The 17,385-nt window shown below is 47.6% G+C and carries 18 protein-coding genes; 6 read left to right on the top strand and 12 right to left on the bottom strand.

Annotation, left to right across the window (positions count from 1 at the left end):
- Positions 1 to 127 precede the first annotated feature (127 nt).
- Positions 128 to 298, top strand: a complete 171-nt coding sequence (locus tag ACQ4M4_RS11485; RefSeq protein WP_430684646.1) for a hypothetical protein — start codon at positions 128 to 130, stop codon at positions 296 to 298.
- Here the strand turns inward: ACQ4M4_RS11485 and ACQ4M4_RS11480 are convergent.
- The 8 genes from ACQ4M4_RS11480 to ACQ4M4_RS11445 all read right to left on the bottom strand — a co-directional run bounded on the left by ACQ4M4_RS11480 (position 279) and on the right by ACQ4M4_RS11445 (position 9,071).
- On the bottom strand, positions 279 to 3,401 hold the full coding sequence (locus ACQ4M4_RS11480; RefSeq protein ID WP_430684645.1) for a plasmid replication protein, CyRepA1 family: 3,123 nt from the start codon (positions 3,399 to 3,401) through the stop codon (positions 279 to 281). The two genes, ACQ4M4_RS11485 and ACQ4M4_RS11480, sit on opposite strands and share 20 nt — an antisense overlap.
- Before the next feature lie 811 nt (positions 3,402 to 4,212).
- The gene (locus tag ACQ4M4_RS11475) at positions 4,213 to 4,806 is read right to left on the bottom strand and encodes a helix-turn-helix domain-containing protein (protein ID WP_430684644.1); all 594 of its coding nucleotides are present in this window, start codon (positions 4,804 to 4,806) and stop codon (positions 4,213 to 4,215) included.
- Between the two features lie 13 nt (positions 4,807 to 4,819).
- A complete protein-coding gene (locus ACQ4M4_RS11470; RefSeq protein ID WP_430684643.1) occupies positions 4,820 to 5,803 on the bottom strand; it encodes a hypothetical protein in 984 nt (327 codons plus the stop codon).
- A 60-nt stretch (positions 5,804 to 5,863) separates the two neighbouring features.
- Positions 5,864 to 6,187 (bottom strand): hypothetical protein, encoded by a 324-nt coding sequence (locus ACQ4M4_RS11465; RefSeq protein WP_430684642.1) that lies wholly within the window; start codon positions 6,185 to 6,187, stop codon positions 5,864 to 5,866.
- An 86-nt stretch (positions 6,188 to 6,273) separates the two neighbouring features.
- Positions 6,274 to 6,438 carry a hypothetical protein gene (locus tag ACQ4M4_RS11460; protein WP_430684641.1) on the bottom strand — a complete coding sequence of 55 codons (165 nt, stop codon included), beginning with the start codon at positions 6,436 to 6,438 and terminating at the stop codon, positions 6,274 to 6,276.
- Positions 6,419 to 7,378, bottom strand: a complete 960-nt coding sequence (locus tag ACQ4M4_RS11455; RefSeq protein ID WP_430684640.1) for a PDDEXK nuclease domain-containing protein — start codon at positions 7,376 to 7,378, stop codon at positions 6,419 to 6,421. Before ACQ4M4_RS11455 ends, ACQ4M4_RS11460 begins: the two co-directional genes overlap by 20 nt.
- A 108-nt stretch (positions 7,379 to 7,486) precedes the next feature.
- Positions 7,487 to 8,530 carry a hypothetical protein gene (locus ACQ4M4_RS11450; protein ID WP_430684639.1) on the bottom strand — a complete coding sequence of 348 codons (1,044 nt, stop codon included), beginning with the start codon at positions 8,528 to 8,530 and terminating at the stop codon, positions 7,487 to 7,489.
- Entirely contained in the window at positions 8,520 to 9,071 is a 552-nt protein-coding gene (locus ACQ4M4_RS11445; protein WP_430684638.1) for a hypothetical protein, read from the bottom strand. The genes ACQ4M4_RS11450 and ACQ4M4_RS11445 overlap by 11 nt, the downstream gene beginning before the upstream one ends.
- Before the next feature lie 782 nt (positions 9,072 to 9,853).
- Here ACQ4M4_RS11445 and ACQ4M4_RS11440 point away from each other — a divergent pair.
- Both ACQ4M4_RS11440 and ACQ4M4_RS11435 read left to right on the top strand, forming a co-directional pair.
- Positions 9,854 to 10,732 (top strand): hypothetical protein, encoded by an 879-nt coding sequence (locus ACQ4M4_RS11440; RefSeq protein WP_430684637.1) that lies wholly within the window; start codon positions 9,854 to 9,856, stop codon positions 10,730 to 10,732.
- Between the two features lie 193 nt (positions 10,733 to 10,925).
- A complete protein-coding gene (locus ACQ4M4_RS11435) occupies positions 10,926 to 11,879 on the top strand; it encodes a PAS domain-containing protein (protein WP_430684636.1) in 954 nt (317 codons plus the stop codon).
- Here the strand turns inward: ACQ4M4_RS11435 and ACQ4M4_RS11430 are convergent, their stop codons facing one another.
- Together ACQ4M4_RS11430 and ACQ4M4_RS11425 are read right to left on the bottom strand one after the other, a co-directional pair.
- The gene (locus tag ACQ4M4_RS11430; protein ID WP_430684635.1) at positions 11,880 to 13,268 is read right to left on the bottom strand and encodes a relaxase/mobilization nuclease domain-containing protein; all 1,389 of its coding nucleotides are present in this window, start codon (positions 13,266 to 13,268) and stop codon (positions 11,880 to 11,882) included.
- Positions 13,240 to 13,590 (bottom strand): plasmid mobilization protein, encoded by a 351-nt coding sequence (locus tag ACQ4M4_RS11425; protein ID WP_430684634.1) that lies wholly within the window; start codon positions 13,588 to 13,590, stop codon positions 13,240 to 13,242. Before ACQ4M4_RS11425 ends, ACQ4M4_RS11430 begins: the two co-directional genes overlap by 29 nt.
- A gap of 635 nt (positions 13,591 to 14,225) precedes the next feature.
- Between ACQ4M4_RS11425 and ACQ4M4_RS11420 the strand changes: the two genes are divergently transcribed.
- Genes ACQ4M4_RS11420 through ACQ4M4_RS11410 form a run of 3 tightly spaced genes read left to right on the top strand, consistent with a single transcriptional unit; the run spans position 14,226 to position 16,373 of the window.
- Positions 14,226 to 14,720, top strand: coding sequence for a hypothetical protein (locus ACQ4M4_RS11420; RefSeq protein WP_430684633.1), 495 nt, complete (start codon positions 14,226 to 14,228; stop codon positions 14,718 to 14,720).
- Between the two features lie 29 nt (positions 14,721 to 14,749).
- Positions 14,750 to 15,577 (top strand): hypothetical protein, encoded by an 828-nt coding sequence (locus ACQ4M4_RS11415; RefSeq protein ID WP_430684632.1) that lies wholly within the window; start codon positions 14,750 to 14,752, stop codon positions 15,575 to 15,577.
- Complete coding sequence (locus tag ACQ4M4_RS11410; protein ID WP_430684631.1) at positions 15,567 to 16,373, top strand: DUF6753 family protein; 807 nt, start codon at positions 15,567 to 15,569, stop codon at positions 16,371 to 16,373. The genes ACQ4M4_RS11415 and ACQ4M4_RS11410 overlap by 11 nt, the downstream gene beginning before the upstream one ends.
- A gap of 154 nt (positions 16,374 to 16,527) precedes the next feature.
- On the opposite strand, the gene ACQ4M4_RS11405 is transcribed toward ACQ4M4_RS11410, so the two are convergent.
- Together ACQ4M4_RS11405 and ACQ4M4_RS11400 are read right to left on the bottom strand one after the other, a co-directional pair.
- The gene (locus ACQ4M4_RS11405) at positions 16,528 to 17,001 is read right to left on the bottom strand and encodes a DUF3368 domain-containing protein (RefSeq protein WP_430684630.1); all 474 of its coding nucleotides are present in this window, start codon (positions 16,999 to 17,001) and stop codon (positions 16,528 to 16,530) included.
- Positions 16,998 to 17,276, bottom strand: a complete 279-nt coding sequence (locus tag ACQ4M4_RS11400; protein WP_430684629.1) for a UPF0175 family protein — start codon at positions 17,274 to 17,276, stop codon at positions 16,998 to 17,000. The genes ACQ4M4_RS11405 and ACQ4M4_RS11400 overlap by 4 nt, the downstream gene beginning before the upstream one ends.
- Positions 17,277 to 17,385: the final 109 nt, after the last annotated feature.

The raw sequence follows: 17,385 nt of genomic DNA, 5'->3' as shown, positions 1-17,385 counted from the left end.
TCATTTTATAGAGCTAGAGTATATTCCTCTGGATACCAAGCAAAATCCTTCTGAAGCTGGCAATATCCTGGATGACCTTCCAAACTCACTCCAGCGCGAAATCAAGGATTATGCTGTTGAGCAAGAGATGCCACCAGAATTTGTGGTTGAGCTTGCGATCGCTCATTTCCTTGACCCCGATTCTGTTACCTTTGACGACTGTCAGGTTGGGCTACAAGGCGATCGCGTAGAACTGTTGTGCCATCAGAAACAATTTCAGCAGCAAGTTGCTGCTGAAATTATAAATTTGAGGCCTTAGGAATTAGCTTCAACTTTTGGAAAACAGTACCAGGAATCATTTTTTCAATTTCAGCAATCACGGCAGGATTATACCCAGAGGCTTTTATCCAACCCATCACATCTTGAACGACTCCTGGTGTTGACCACGGATCTAAGTCAGTAGGAGAAGGTGGCGTTGGATCACCCGTATAAGAATCGATCTCAAAAGCGGCGGGTGATCCAGCCCCATGCTCTATCTCAAAGCGCTGACGCTGTAATGCCTCCCGTTTGGCCTGCCTCCGTTGCAAAATTGGCCACATGCGCTTCCAGTGTGCTGCGTCTAAGCTGTAGACTCTCAATTTCTCCCCCTCATATCCAGGGTGAGAGCGTGACCATCTCATCGTTAGTTTGATTCCTAACTGAGACAATAGCTGGTGAACGATCTGTGTGTCGCTCATGACATCGGTAATGCTGTAATGCAGAGCAACTTTAATTTGTAGAGCCAGTTCCCGAGCCCGATCTGCATAGGGTTTCAGTTCGTACTTACACCATTGCCATCCATTTCGAAGTTTGGCGATCAATTCATCTAAACCAATTTTTGAGCGAAGCCAGCGCCGGAGTTCTGAGCCAGAGATGTCCCAAGGGCAATATCCTTGATTCCAAGTTGCCTGTTTTTCTAAAGCTCTCGCGGTGCGATCAACTGCCACCCCCGGAAATAGTTGCACTTCTAGATTTAGTAACTCCCCACGCCTTCTGCCTTCGTTATCCCATAGCACATCCTCTAAGGTGAGGCTGTCTAGGCAATAGAAGTCTTTTAAGTAAAACTTAGCGACTGCTAATGATTCTTCTCGGCCTAAGCCCTCTTTTTGCTCCAGCATGAGGAGTTCGCTATACATTAAATCCTCTGCACTTAAAATGGCTTGTGCATCTACTTCCTGCTGTTCTTGTCTGGCAGTCAGCAGGAGATCTCGTATTGCAGGGTTGCTCTCCCGGTTTTCAACGGTGACTGAATTCCCCTCAAACTGAAGCCGAACCAGCAGTGCATCTCGCAAGTTGAGCATTGCAAAATTTTGTTCAGCGGTAATGCGGCAAAACAGATTCATGTGAGGGTCACTCTGCCAGTCATAGCGGTTGATTTCTCTAGTGACATCTTCTTTCAAACTGGAGCGAATGAGTCGAATTGTGGCGGTTGCTCGTTGCTGAAGATGATCTTTTAGCTCTAAAGCATGTGTAGAACGACTTACCTTTGAAAAATTGCTGCCTCGTTGGGCACACCAAACAACACGGTCTACAGATTCTCGAACTCTACCTAGGGCTTGTGCCATACCAGCATCAGTGCTGGAGGTCCCTGTAAAAATGCCATAGACTTTTTGAATGATGCCTTGAGCTTCAATACTGACTCCTGTTGCGACTGAGGGCGAACAGATAATGATGTCGTACTCGCCTCGCTGCAGAACCGGATCGGGCGCTTGAATGAACTCTCGTTCGCATTCGCCTCCACTGGTTTCGGAATTAATCAGTAGCACTCGCTTTTCGGGTGCTGCCTTTGCCACAAGTCGGGCGATCGCTTTACTGGCTCCCTTGCTATCCGTTGCGACAAAAACTACCTGACCAACAGGTAACTTTTCAAGGTCTGCAAGGAGTTCCCCAGTAATGACCGAGCGATCTAGAGACTGAATGAACCGCACCGGATAGCCTTCCGAGCGGTAGGCATTACGAATCAAAAAAATAGGGGCAACATCCCCCCGTAGCTCTTTTAGATAATGCAAAGTGGCATTATCAAGGTCTGCATCAGCGACAATGATGCGACGAGCAACTTGGATCAGTTCCCGCAGACGGGATAGAAGGGCTGGGCGTTTACCATCACGGGCACAGGTGGAACTGGTCAGCAGATGTCGAATGACCTGGACGACTTCGTCCAAAATCAGATCACAGCCACTAAACCTGCTGGGTTCAATACTGAGTAGAGAGTCTACGCATAAGCCAACCCGCAGGGTATAGCCCGCGCCACTGATAAATTCTCCATTGACCTTATCCAGGTCGCCTTTATAATCTAACCCCAACCGAGAGGATAAATTTCGCATCAGAGCAATCCGATGCCCCCCTGCGATCACCTTTTCAGCTCCCTTTACCAAGGCATGAATTTGCTTCGTTTTTCCGGTTCCCTTCGCACTCTCGATTGCAATAATTCCACTGTTTGGAATGTCCTCGAGAATGAGTGTAGAAAGGTCAGTAGTAATGACCTTAACAGCAGCCGGATAGGTTAAGCGATACTCCAGTCGCTGCCAAATCATCCAATGTTGTAGGGAAAGTGCCTGAGTATAAGCCTGCTCCCAAACCCCAGCTCCACCTTGCACGATTAGGTCATCAACCCCTTTACCCTGAGCGGCTTTCCACGTTGCGACACTGACTGGACAACCCGCTTGTTGCAGCAAACTACCAAAACGATACAGAGCAACAGAGACTCTCCGCCGGGTTGACTCTTTCTCATCTTGGTCAAATGCTAAGACAAACTGCCGACTGTCCGCAGCAAATCGATCTACATCAGGAATCAGCCGTCGAGTGCCGTCCAATAATTTTTGATAGCCACCATTGACCCCATAGAGAGCAAGAGGAACAAAACCCTGGCTAAGCAATGCCAATGCCTTCTTACCCCCTTCAGTGGGCACCATTGGAATTTCAGGATGGGCCTCTAGCCAATCCCAAAAAGAGCCACTGAGGGGAATATCAACACAATATCGACGACTGATGAGCTGTCGAATTTCAGGTGGAATTACTGGTAAATAGGCACGAGCACCATTCCCAACAGGAGTTTCATACTTTTGAATCTTGCCTTTCCTGGCATCTTGCCGAGGATGGCTCAGCTTTGCTTGCCAGCAAAAACCATCTTCGTTAACCAGCAAGATGGCATACAGGTTGGTGCGTGCTTGATAGCCGAAGCGAGTCACCTTCCAATTTAAAGCTTCATGAATCGGATAGGCAACATCACCACCAGGCAGAGGTTCAGTATCGCTAACGACACGGGTCGCCGTTTGATAGAGAGCGAGGGCGATTCTACTGCCCTTAATAAACTCGTGCTCAATGTTCTGAGTGAAATCAAGTTGCTGGCTTGAGGAAATGAGAGGAGAGGCCAAGCGAGTCATACTCCCCCTCCCTGAATGGCTCGCTTGGCACTTTGAGAAGAAGCTGGCAAGCGTAAAAAGTGAAGTGATATTTCACCTTGCCGATTAACTTTGGGCATAACTCAGCGTCCTTTGCTTTAAAGAATCGAGCAAAAAATCGCCATGCAGCAGCAAAGGACTTTTGCGACTGGCTTGTCACCAGCACAAAACTTCCCATAAAATGACAATGGCAAGATTATGCCTCTATGAGACATGACATTGCTACGGCTACATAGCTAATTCACAAGCTCCCTTTCTCGACGCTTGTGATGGTTGTTATCCGTGATTGCTTAATTGGTAAAAGTCTTAAGCCCTGTCCAACTGCCAATTGGACGGGGCTTTGCACTTAGTGACACTCCTTATCTGTAGTTCAGCATGGTTGTAAACTCGTGCCATTCTACATATCCAGTACAAACGCTCATAGTGTTTACGCTCGATCAAGATCATTTAAATAATTAGCTTTGTTTACCATTTTTGAAAGCCTTGCTGGACAAGCGATTTCAGGGTTTTAAATCTTTTTTCGTCCCCAGGGTCCGGGTTTTTCGTCCCCAGGGTCCGGGTTTTTCACCCCCAAGGTTCGGACTGTTTACCCTTAGGTCCGGGCTATGTTTACCCCCAGGGTCCGGGCTATTGTCCCCCCAGTCCGGGAATCTGTTTACAGTATCAAATGCTTGTTCAGTAAGCATTTGAAGGCTTTAGGTGATGTTCAAGTAAACAAAAAATAGCAGCTTGTTTACTGTTTACTGCTGGCTTGTTTACTGTTTACTGTTTACTGGCCTTAAGCGCAAAACTCTTAGGCGTTCAATTCTAAAAGGGTTCTTAATTGAGACGCATCCTCGGGTTTGATGCTCCGCTTCCCCCGTTCATTCAGGCTAATCCACATTTTAGTTCGGCCCAATTTTTTCCCAAGCTCCTCTTGACTCCAGCCTTTATCTTCTCTGGCGGCCTTGATTTGCTCTCCAGTGAGCGCTGTACCTGCTTTGACTGGCTTGGGGGAAACAGGCTGGCTGGCTACGTCGATGGTTCGCTTCCTGCGCTGTAGTTTAGCGATGCCATCGGCGATCTCTTGAGGCGGATGAATATATAGACGGCTGTTGCGAAGCTGCTCCCAAAATCCTTTAGGTCGTTTTTTCTCTCCGCGTCCCCCTTCTTTCCAATCGGGCTGAATTTCAGTTGGGTAGGTTGTGGGGTCAAATTCAATCGTGAGCCCGGCCTCATGAAGTACCAGCAGATCGCGATCCCAGGTATTCGCCAAGACACTTCGCAAGTCGCGATCGCGCTGTGCTGCAATCACTTTCTCGCTGCCGTAGGCAACTTCCATTAAAGTTGAGGTAAGCATGACTTGATTTGTGCTGACCCGCATCCGAAACGATAGCCACGCCAGCATTCGTGCTGCGCCTTCACTGTGTTGCCAGACACGGGTAATGGTTTGTAGGAGGGTTTTTGAGAGGACTCCGTATTGATAAAAAGCGTTGCCCTCCTCGTGATCCCCGTTTGTTGAGAAAATATTTTGCCCACATCCCGGCTCGACAGCGAATGGTTAGCCCCGTGCACTTAATGTCACCAAAGAGATCCCGCTGTCCGTGGTAGCCGATTGCCACCTCCCACAACCGACTTTTTTCCACATAGAAGCTTTCAATATTGCCCTGCTGTGGCCAATGTAGGAAGGTAAGGATCTGAGCGGGTTGTTCAGAAATCCGCTCAATCAGCTTGAGCCGCTGCTCTTTTGTCAAGTCTTTGCGCTTATCTAACCCGAGATAGGACGAAATCTGAGCATCATCAATGACAAACTCCTCTTCCCAAGGGCGATCGAGGGTTGTGACGTGAGCCGCATAGATTAAATGCATGCAGGCGGCTCTGATGTCGAATGTTTCGATCACAGCTAGAGCCGCTTCTCCTGCTAAGGCTTCGGGGTACTGTTCCTCTGGGCTATCGGTAACCCAGAAGATTAGCCGCCCTCTGCCATCTTTAAGCGTGCTGGTGTAAGTTAGCTTGCCTTCTTCGTCTGGCTGCCATTGCAGATCGCTACGCTGGGTCAGAATATTGACGCTCTCCCAGAGCAGCTTACAAGTCGCGAAATTACTGCTGACTCCGTTGGCAAACAAGACTGGGCTGGTGACCGGAGCCTTCGGAACAGCTTTTTGTTGCCCTAAGCCAGATAGCCACTCTAGCTCTTGAAGGTTTTTACTGGGCAGATCATATTTATTGAGGATCAGTTGAACTGCTTGGTCGATGTAAACTTGCAGAATTGAGGAGAAGTTCGACTTGAGGGAATCTGAGGCTTCATCAAAAATGTAGCGATATAGGGTTTCTAGGCGAGATTGAGCATCCAGCTGCTCTAATTTCTCCTGCCCCAGATCCTTTTCCATTTCGGCGAATGCCATTTTGGTCAGGTCAAACCACATATAGGAAGCCGAGGACTCCCAGAAGTTCAACGCACGGAACTAATGTTCAACCTGATCCTCGGCGGCGGCGGACTTGCGAGGGGCCTCGCTAGTTCGGGTCAGTGAAACGACATGCTTTCCGTCTTTACTCTTCTTAACATCAAGGTAAGGGGACTGGATCTTGCGCTGCTCGGTCTCTCCTGAATTTAAAGCAAGCTCAATCCGTTGGCGATAGACCTCAGCAATATGTTGAGAAATTTGAATGGCAACCAGCTTTAAGATAGGCGATTGCGAAAATTCCTCCTTAAACTTAGCCTCCCATTCCTCAGGAATGGAAGCAAGGAGGGTTTGTCTATCGACTGCCATTGGGTTATCGAGAGTCATCGCCTTAGCTGCTTGCTGTGTCTGTCATCTTACAGCAATCTTTGGGAAAGCTTGGTGACCTTTATATTTGATATACAACAACCGCTTTACTTTTTATCTAGGGTTGCGGGATCGGCAAATAGGGAAAGCTGTTCGCCCTCCTGAGATGCCAGCGATTGCTCGACTTCGGCAGCGATCGCCTCGATTTCTTCTTCGAGGGCTTCAATTGCTGGTAGGCTTGTTTGGAACTCTTCAGGCAGAGGAGTACCCATGTGATACGTAGAGATACCGATCGGCTTGTGAACGTCTCACAGGGCATACTCCAGCGACGGTCTTACTCTTTGTGCGGCACAGGATAATCCCAATCGTTGGTTTATCGTCTTCGCCCCGTAATAGATCGTCTACCGCTGAGACATAAAAATTCATTTTTCCAGAAAATTCTGGTTCAAATTCAACGACTTTCAGGTCAATCACTACAAAGCAATGCAGGCGGAAGTGGTAGAACAACAAATCAATTCTGTATTCCCTGCCGTCCACCACTAATGGGTACTGGCTGCCAACAAAGGAGAAGCCAACCCCCAACTCCAGCAAGAACTCCCGAATGTGCTGAATTAAGGTCGTTTCCAGTTCTCGCTCTAAAGCTTCTTTGCCCAAACTTAGAAAGTCAAATGAATACGGGTTTTTAATGACTTGCTGTGCCAGTTCAGACTGAGGATCAGGAAGGACCCGGCTGAAGTTAGTGATTGCACTGCCTTGGCGACGGTAGAGTTGGCTATCTATTTGATGGATTAAAATATTACGACTCCAGCCAAACTGAATAGTTTGCTGGATGTACCACATCCGTTCTTCTGGGGTTTTCACAGCATCCAAAATTCGGATATTGTGCCCCCAAGGGATTAGTGCAACAGGTTGTTGCACAATTTGCTCGTCGGGATAAGCTTCTGCAAGCGCTCTCATATAAAGCAGGTTACGGACAGAAAACCCTTTAATATCTGGAAATGCTTGACGAAGGTCAGTCGCTAACCGATTAATGACTTTGGCTCCCCATCCTTGATGCCGCTGCCGTTGCAAAATCTCTTGCCCGATTTGCCAGTATAGGAGGATTAGTTCCCGGTTTACTGCTAGAGCTGCCCTAACTTGGGCATTGCGAATTCGCTCCTTTAGTACACCTAGAAACTCTTCGTAGCCGAGCTTTGATAAGTCGCTACTCATCGGCTTTATACTCCTGACTTTGCTGATTGTATTGAATGACCCTTCTCCCCCACCCGTCTTCAGGAATTTGGTTAATTAAATCGTTTGTAAGATGCTCTGATAAGGCTTTCAGTCCGATCCTACAGTTTGAGGTGGTGAATTGCTTAGGGGTGCGAACGCCTCCATGAGTTGTGTTGTAGGTAACCAACCTTGTTCAGCGTGAAGAGTGTGATGGATTCCGTCGATCGTCGTTGCTGCCACAACTAACCCATGATGCTTCATTTGATCAAACCACTCATTGAATCCCTTGGGTAGAACCGAGCTACTCTCAACCTGCAAATTCCAGCCTTTCACGATCGCCTGGTGGAGGTACCCAACGGGGTTTTTAATATGGTGCTGTCGCTGTCGCTGTTTCAAATAGGCGATCGCAGATTTTACTCGGTTGGGGAACTGTGCAATTGCCCGCTTTAGAGCAACTGGCAAAGCTGAGCCTGCTGGATGCGCAATTGCTTCCGCCACTGCGTCGATGAGTCCTGGGAACTTTACATCTTGAATTAAAAAACTGTTCCCAGAACTTGCTGGGGTAATTGTGGTTCCTTCAGGGATCTCTTTTCGTTCAGGTGCCTGGTTGTCGCCCTGTACTTTCAAAGAATTTCCTTCCTCAAAAACCTTATCCACTGTTGAAATAGCAACCGTTTGTTGTTCTGAAAGAGAAGTATAAGAGGTAATGTCTGTATTGGTTGTGCGATCAGTTTGCACATCGAGTTGATCACTGTTCACACATGGAGTTGTGATGCTACTGCACATGTTTCCAGTAAATGTTTTCAACCGTTCGTAATCAATTCGATAGAACATGACTCGTTTATAATTAGTGATCCAATGTTGAGCCGTTTGGATCAGTCCTAACCTTTTTAAGTTGGCGATCGCTTTTCTTAGCCCGTATTCGCTCATCCAGGGAAATTGCTGCTGCCACGATTTGAGCGAGTTATAAATCCATTTCACACCATCTACAATCCAACCTTTAGTCGCTGAGTTTGATGTCCAGTAATGTAGTTGTTGCAGGAAGGCTCCTTCGTCAAAACCTGTGCCTGTTCTGCCCAGAGCTTGCTTAAGCAGCCCTGCCAAATGGGGCGGGATTGGAATAGAGTTGGTTTCGAGGGTTTTACTGGTCATCGTGGTTCCCCTCCTTGCCCTCCTTGCCCTCCTGTAAGTTGAAGTTCTGGGAAATTACTTGTTGTAGTCGTCTGCTTGTTCCCCGAACCAGATACTTGATTCGCTCAATTTCTGCTTCTACCTGCTGTCGTTCCTTTTCAAGTGCTTTTACCTGTTCTCCCCGTGCAATTGCGGTCTGTGCTTCTGCAACGGCATGTCGGGAAAGATGTTTGGTCTTGACTTTGGGCTGACCTGATTGCTTACGCTCTCCAGCTAACCAGCGCAATTGATAGTAGGTGTACTCCTTTCCTTTTTTAGTTTTGGTATAGGCTTCAATCCAGCCGCCGCGATGAATATCGCCCATTGCTGCAATGGACTGAATAGCATGAGTGATGCGATCGCACTCGCTTTGCAAAGAGCGGAGATGAGTGAGGTAAGCAGAAAGCCATGTTAGTTCTGGGAACTCTTCGAGGTTAATTATCAAAAATGTTTCCAGAAGTAATGGATTTGAGGGGTTGGAAAACTGGCCGGGTTCAGGCGGCTCAAATGCTAAAGTTTGCATCGAAAACTAACCCACAACAGCGGTGGGTTCCAGACATGAACAGAGTAACCGTCGCTGAATACAGCGCGATTCCTTGTTGAATTAAGACTCAGAAATACAGAGCGACTTAGTACGGTTCTTCGAAACTCGTCACGTCCACTCGTCGTCCTTAGATGAGCGTGTGACCATACCAAAGTCCTGTGGGATGATCGAGGCCCACGACCGAAGGAGTGCTTTTTGGGGGTGAAAGAGGCAGTGCTGTTGGGGTTCTCATCCCTAGCGGCAGTGTTTGCTTATGTCGCAACATAGGTTTCTCCTTACATTTAGGAGAAGCAGCGCACCAAAAACTAGGGATTGCGTTTTCCAACGCCCCCTCTTATAATCATTCAAAGAAAGCTTTCTGGATTCGGCCCTAGAGAGATTTCTTCAAATTGAAGCAGCTACTTCCCTTGTTTGCTTCGAGCTAATAGTGATGTACTGTTAGGTTCAAGGCTCGGTGTTTTCCCACCGAGCCTTGAGTTTTTTTGAGTGTGTTGAGCCATACTTCTTTCCTTTTTGCATTTTTTACCCCCAGCAGTATTTATGGGGTAATCACTCGGATTATACATCATGTCCTGTTTTATCTAGTAAGATAAGTCTGTAGACAGTAGCTGCCTCCAAGAATTAACCCTACAATGATAAGTGGGATACTAACATTGCTTAGAAATAAAGTTCCGTCAAGGAATAAAGTGTTGCCCGAAACCTTTATGCGTGATGATTGATCATATATTTTATATACAGTAAGAGAGTAGGACAGTTGTAATATGGCCGCATCAAGTCAAACTCCTTCTACGCAAGAATCTCCTCTTTATACTGTTCTTGCTGCTGCCGTGCACGAAGGTAGGTTGGATGACTTGGTTTGCCATCTAATACCGTTGCTTAATCAAAATCAGCTCGCTCGCGTTGAGGAAGTAATTGAAAAGCAATCGTCTCGCCTCGTAATCCCTCCTGGGCAAATCAAGCTATCTCTTAAAAAGGGGAGATACCTTTACATCCGGCGTACCGTTGATGGAGGTCGGCAAGAAAAGTTTTTAGGGGCTGTCCCTTTAGATCTGGGGAAGGTATACCGTTCCTCAATTGGAGTGGTTCAGACCTTAGGCTACACCATTGATGGAGGGGGTGATTGGAAGCTGGCTTGCGATGGGATTTTATCTCCTGTAGTTCGGCTAGCTGTCATACGAGACGGATACGTTGCTTCAATTGAAAAAGTTGCTATGAATGATATTGATGATGACTATCAGGAACTGGAGCCTACCTCTTCTTTATCTAAATCGAAAGGGATAATTGTCCCAACTTCGCTAACAAAACGAGTTCAGGCTTCGCTTAGCTCTATCGAGTGCATTCTAAAATCTGCGGGCGCTTCGGTCGTTTTCGAGGGGGAGATAGGAAGTGACCTGTATCGAATCTTATGCACGGATGCACCAATATCATTTCTTGAAGTGGGTAAACAGGATGATGGATTGTCCTTAAATTGCGATATTCACCCTTCTCAGTTCATAGAGCTTGTTCGGGTTTCTGCCGAGTGTATTCAACAAGCACAGGAGCCTGAGTGGTTGTTACCAGTGGCAAAATATTTTGCGTCTCGGAGCGCAGCAATCACGACCCCAAACATTCGAGGGGTCTACGAGTTGCTGTCAACTTAGTAGCCATAGATACCAATGTATAAAATCAAAAAGAATTTTAGTCACTAACGTTAGAACAGCAAGGATAAGATGTATTAAGTTCATCGCCTGTTTGTGTCTAATGCTTCTTCCCCCACCTGTTGACCTACTAGCACTAGCTGGGGTCGCACATTTTATTCACGATCGCTCTCAAATATTTTTCTGGTCAGACTTGATGGAGGTTTTTTATCAGGTTCGACCCTCTTTGTTTAATCAGTTCACAAAATCAGTTTATCCAGAAGATGCAGATATTCCAATTTCTGTAAAAGGAGCCTTTTTTCGGTACTTTTGCCGAAATAAATCGGGCCAACTCATGGCCCATACGGGTTACTGTGTGGAAGGGTTGTACTATGAAGTCGTCACTCGAATGGTTGACGGTATTGAAATTCCCGCTTTTCAAGCTCTTGGGGAGAATGTGGCTCTTGCAATGTCCAATTTTCAGCAAGAAGGGATTCGTCAAATTGCTGAAATGCAGCCCAGCCGAGAACAGTTTTTTGGGATTCCTGTACGGTACTGGAGTGAGTGGAATTCGCTGCTCCACCCGGATGACCGGGAGTTCGTAACTGAAACTGTGTCAACGATGCTGTTAGAGCCACCTGAAAGGTATCCCAAGAGCATGGAATATCGGATCGTTAGCCCAGATGGGGATACTCGCTGGATTCACGAACGGTTTTCGCGGCCTGTTGATCAGGCTCCCCTGCTCAAAATTCCAAGCGTCCTGACGGATGTTACCCTTTGCAAGCGGCAGGATTCGTTACTCGTTACTATTCTCGACAGTATTATTGATGCAGTTCTAGTGGTCTCAACAGAAGGTCGGATCATCCACTGGAACAAACTTTTTCAGAATTTATGGAAAATTCCCGATCGGCTGTTGATTGAAGGGGACGATCATAGGGTGATTGATTGGATGGCTCGTTACATTGATCTTCCCTATGTCGGTGCTTTTTTGCAGCAGGTTTACGGGGAGTACAAGCAGCCGACTGTCTTTCGGGGCTTGCTCAAGCTTGTCGATGGTCGCTTCTTGGAGCGAACCTCTAACCCTCACACAGTTGATGGAGTGGTGGTCGGCCATGTCATTTGCTATCGCTTGATTCATGTAAGCGATCTGCCGTTGGATGCTTTGGATTGATCACTCGTATTCGGGCTGGCTCATCTCACGCTGAGCTTGAGCCAAGATATCTATCAAATACTCCTCCGTTCGCTTGCCCTGTGCGTGTAGCTCCTGCACATGAGGGCTGTTAAAAAGAGCTGTGATATCTTCAACAGCTCCATGCGCTACCAAATACCGAGCGATCGCCACATCATCCCCATCAAACTGAGCTGACAACTGTTCGTACAACTCTTGCCGTGCCAGGTAGTCCCGCTGCACGGCCAAAATATTTTGTGAGGGTGGTTCTATGGATGCTTCGGCATCCGTAGAACTTGCCATAGCATTAGTAGTTCTTGTTGGAACTTGCTGTAGCGGCACAACCAGGCTGCTTGCTGGTTCATATGTTGCTGCTAAATCTTGCAATGCTGGCAGGGCGTAGGCATCTCCTAAATCCTTGCCATTAAACGATAATTCTCCAATTGCATAGGACACCCCTTTTAGCCGCTGGTGGCGATCGCGCCGACGACTGGCAAACTGCAAATGGGGCAATACCCCAAACTGGGACAGGGACAATCTAAATTGCTCCCAGTCTTTTGGGTGTTGGCCCAGGCTGAGCTTGAGAACTGTTTGGAGCGATCGCTTCACCGCTAAATGAAGCGTGTCCTCCGTGGAATTGGGTTGGGTGTGTTGCTCTGGCATCCCGCTTAGCAAGTTCGGCAGTGTATAAGCACGGCCCAACTGATTCCCTGCTAGAGCGACTCCATCAAGTGAGAATGAGATCCCCTGCGGTCTACCCTGCTTATTGCAGCGGATTTGACTTTCAACTCCACGAGCCTGAAGGCGATCGCGCAACTGCTCCAGTGTTATGACGTGAGGTAAGGTTTCATCAATCAAGGCTTGCAACCGCTGTTTGACGGAAAACCCATACTCCTTTTCCTTGTCTAACTCCTTGCGTGAGGGTGGCTTGCGCTGCTGTGACCAGGCGGCAGCGGTGGAAGTGAGGCCATAGGTCGTTTCGACTTCCTGAATAACGTGTCGGCTACGCAGCTTCTCCCAAGAGTCAGAAACCACCGAGCCGTCCCAGCGAATGCGGCTGGTGACGAGATGGACATGATCTCGATCTCCTGTATCGGTGTGACGTACCAGGACAAAGGGGGTATCTGTATAGCCCATCTGCTCCAAATAGAAGCCTGTAGCATCTTCCCATTGCTCATCATCTAAAAACTCTCCTGGTTCCAGGCTGAGAGCACAGTGGACAACGGAGCGGGCTACGGTTGGATGCAATTGGTGAACTCGTTCAAACTCGCTGGCGAATTCCGTAAGCGTCTCCGCAGACAGGTTGGTTGCTATCTGATCAGCGCCATCCTTCTCTATGACATAGCTGAGTGTGCTGTGGGCATCAGTTCCCGTGATGAGCTTCCCGATCATCCTGCTGCGGCTCTGCGAATTGGAGGATTTGGCGTTGCACGTCTTTCGTCAATGCTTGAGTTTCTAAAATCAGTTGCTCTAGATGCGCGATCTCGTCTGCTGAAAGTTGTTGTTTTTTGAGCCTGCCGTTAATCAACTTCAACTTGTGGTAAGTCTGCCCCAATATTGACGCAGTGTTCCATGTAACGGTGGGCGCAACCGGCCTCTTAAATTTCAAGAGGACTCGCAGGTAGTCGCTGAGGCTCAAACCATACTCGCTGGCTTGAGAATGTGCCTCCTCTTTCTCTTCTCTGGAAACGCGCACTCTGATCTCAATCGCCATAATTTTTCTGGTTTTTGTAGCTACAACTTACACATCTTGCGACCCCCGATCCAGCGCCCAGGATGGCGCAAACTCGTTGGCAACATATTAGAGCAATATTGAACAAAAACCTATAACTCAGCATTGACGCTGGATCTGGATTGAGTCATTGAACACGATGCTAACCCTGGCATTAACCCAGCCATTGCGTAAACCTTGATACAAGGGTTGAGTTAAACATTGAATTCAATATGATTTTGGGGACTGAATTCAATCATAATCTCAAGATTTAACTCAAGAGTGAATTTATTCTTAAATTCACTCTTGAGTTAAATCTTGAATCAACTGTTTACCCCATTCTTGAATTTGCTATCTTAATCAACATCGAATTAAACCCACAAAAGCCCTTGATGTGGATATTTATTTCAATGTTGGATACAATATCCCGTCAAATGTTTAGATTGGGATACTGAATAAAATATTTTTTGAACTAACTTAAATTTATTTGTGAGCTTAATAAAGAAGTTCTTAAAAGCGAGTTCCGTTTTGCCTTTAGGAAGTATTAGGTGTGTATCTGGGTTTTTAAGGGTCGTGCTTCGGCACTGAAGAGGCTTGGATGCTTGAGCGTCAGCTAGAACCGTATTTGTGATGCCAGTATGCCGAAACAACGCTCACGGACAAGGCCCGTTCCAGTTTCACTCGATGACGTGGCAGCTCGGATGCTCGAAGCTCCAGCAAAGGCTTGTGACCGTTCTGCCGCCGCTGGTTTTAGGGGGGTAGTCGCTAAGCTGTACGATGCGATTCAAAAAATGCGTGGTAAAGGGTATAGCTTGCAGGATGTCTGTGATTTCTTAGCAGAGGTGGGAATTGCAGATGTCAGGCCAGGAACCCTTAGCTCATATCTATCACTGGAAAAAAAAAGACGAACAGAGCAATCTGATGTTGGTGTTAGAGTCCATAAACCAGTCATAGCCCCTGTTGTATCTTCTGTTGCCGAACTCTCAAGTCAACCTGCTGCATCTGTTAGAGAAGAGGTTTTGAGGGATATTGAAGCGATCGCACCTGCCGATTCTGAGGTTCCAGCCTCAACCTCTACTTCTGGCAGCAAGAAGAAGAGTCGGTTCAATCTCTATGACCGGAAAACGCTGTAAAAAATATTTTCTGCAAGGAAACACCTGTAATGAGCAAAAAACGTTTAGTGATCGGGCTGGGTGGGAAAGGCGGTACGGGCAAGACTCTGCACTTTCGTAGCTTGTATTATTTTTTGATCCGATCTGGACTGAAGACCGTTGGCTTTGACGCTGACATTGAGAACCCAGGATTCTACGACCACCATGCAGGGAGTGAGCATCCTGTTCGGCTGCTCGACTTCCTTGAGGTGGGAGAGGCCAAGGGATTGTTTACGGTATTGGCTGAGGAAGCCCCTGACGTTGTGCTGATTGATATGCCAGGAGCATCAGCCGAGGCGACTCGTGATCAGTTGAATCGATTTGGTGCGTTTGCAATTTCTGAGAAGTTGGGCTACCGCGTGACGTTCAGTTCGGTTCTCAACAACCAGTTCAGCCCAATTGTCAGTGTCAAGGCCATGCTGGAATATGGAGGTGGTAAAGCTGACTTCCTTGCTGTCAAGAGTTTGATGTGGGCGCAAGGCTCGCTTGATTTTCGGCGGTGGGATGAATCCCAAGTGCGAAAAGATTTTCTAGCCCAGAAAGGCATCGAGATCGAGATGCCAGTGCTGGAACCAACGACCTTTGACGCGATTCACGAAGAAGGGTTGAGTTTTTTCGAGATGGAGAAGTTGCCGTTTGGGGATCAGATTTTGGCTGAGAGCTTTCTTGACCAATGCCGACCAGAGCTAGAGAAGGCTGCTGAATATCTGGGTTTACCGCCAACGATCGCAGACTTGGATGCAGCAAAGCCCAAGGCCAAGCGCACAACTAAAAAAGAAAAGGAACCAGCAACAGTTGCTGCAACCGCTGCAACAGAGGGGGGCAACAATGCCGGGTGAAACAACGCTTGCAGAAGTCAAGGAGATTATCGGCAAGCTTTGGAAAGCAGTCGATCAGCTTAAGCTGTCTCATGGCGCGGATACCGTCAAGATTGGGGAGAAGCTAGATACATGGATCGACACGAACCGGATGCTTCTGGAGTCCAACCAGGAACTGATGAGAGCAGTCGTCCTGCACTCACAGGAGACGCAGCGATCAATTCGCTCCTACGAGAGCGGCAGCAAGCTGTGGAGCGAATTGAAGCTGCAACTCGACAGCTTGCAGCAAGTAACGGTGCAGTTGAAGCGATCTTCGCACGATGGGGCCCAAGCCCAGGCTCGGGCCCAAGCCATCGAACCACCACCGAATCCGCTACAGCTCACTCAACTATTGGAAACGATTGGGGCGATGCAAACAACTCTGAATGGTTTGAACTCATCCCAGATGAAACCTCCGAGTCCGACCGCAACGACTCATCCTTTGAACACTGAGTCGAGCTGGCGGCAGAGATTGATATGGGCAGGTATTGGCTTAGGGGTGGGAGTGCCATTGGCGATCGCACTCTCCTTGTTTACCCCGATGGGTACAGCTTCCGCTAAGGGCGAGTTGAGCGGTGAAGCGGCTGACTTATTAAAGTGGGCCACCAGCGCTGAAGGTCGTCGGGCCAGAAATATTTTTGAGTGGAATCGCCATAAATTCAATACGTGCCAGGACGAGATTGCGAATTTGGGAGTCGCGATCGCGGTGGATGGAACCCCCGCACGATCTGGCTTTTGTACGCTTTGGGTTGAACCACCAGAAAAACGGAAGTTCTAAAAAAGGAGGACACTATGGGCGATGCAAAGCGGAGGAAATTGAGGGGGGCAACGCTTGGAACCCCTAAACCCCCTTCTGTAGATATGCAAACACTCTCGTTTGATGATGCAGTGTTACTTTCAAGTTCTACTATTTTGGGAAAGCAGTTGCTCTGCTAATTCTTTGGTTTGTTTAGCAACGTTTGAATGATACTACGGGAGACACGAAAGTTTGTTTGTTGCAATCGTGCGAGTACCTCAGCTAGGTTGATTAAACCTTGATCTGCGGCATCATCTAAAATTCCCAGCATCCCAATGATAGCAATCCCTCGCTCTTCTGCTATTCGTCGTCCCAATCGTTCATCGATAATCAGCAAATCTGCGGGTAAGGTTTGAGCTAGGGTAATCGCTGCTTGTTCTCCAGGATCGAGGCTGCTGAGAGTCGTGTCGATTATGGGAACGGTTTGAATAGTAAGCCAGGAAGGAGGATTCGCAATCCATTGTTGAAGAACTGGTGGTGCGTCTGGATCAAGCATTTCATCCCGAACTATTTCAGGAATAATAATTTGCTGGAAGAGCCGGGGTAGTAGATCAATCTGGTTAATGAGCAGTAGGTAATTGATCGGTGAAGTATCGGCAACAACGATCATAAAACGCCATTACCGGACTTTGCCCGCAGTTGTTGGAGAGTGGTGCGATCGCGTTCCAAATCAGCCTCATCGTAGTGTAGATCAGCATTGTGCTGTTTCAAAAAGTCATCGACTGCCCAGCGGGAGGGTAGCCCTAGAATACGACCCACTTCAGCATGGGTAATTTTTTCAGTTTGATAGGCTTGTATTACCAGAGCTTCTAGGATCTCACGGGCAAGGCGATCGTGATTAAAGTGCTGAACTAACTCTTCAGGGAGATCGATGGTGATTTGCATGATGTAGACTCCGTGTTAAGGGTTTTGACCAGGTTAGGGATGATGTATTCCTGATGGACAACTGAGAGAGCGTTCTTTAAAGAATCTACAAAGCTGCCTTAGCTCATAT

The organism is Leptolyngbya sp. AN02str (genome assembly GCF_050565595.1).
In the GTDB taxonomy this organism is placed as follows: Bacteria; Cyanobacteriota; Cyanobacteriia; order Elainellales; family Elainellaceae; genus Kaiparowitsia.
This window is presented reverse-complemented; position numbering and strand designations above follow the sequence as displayed.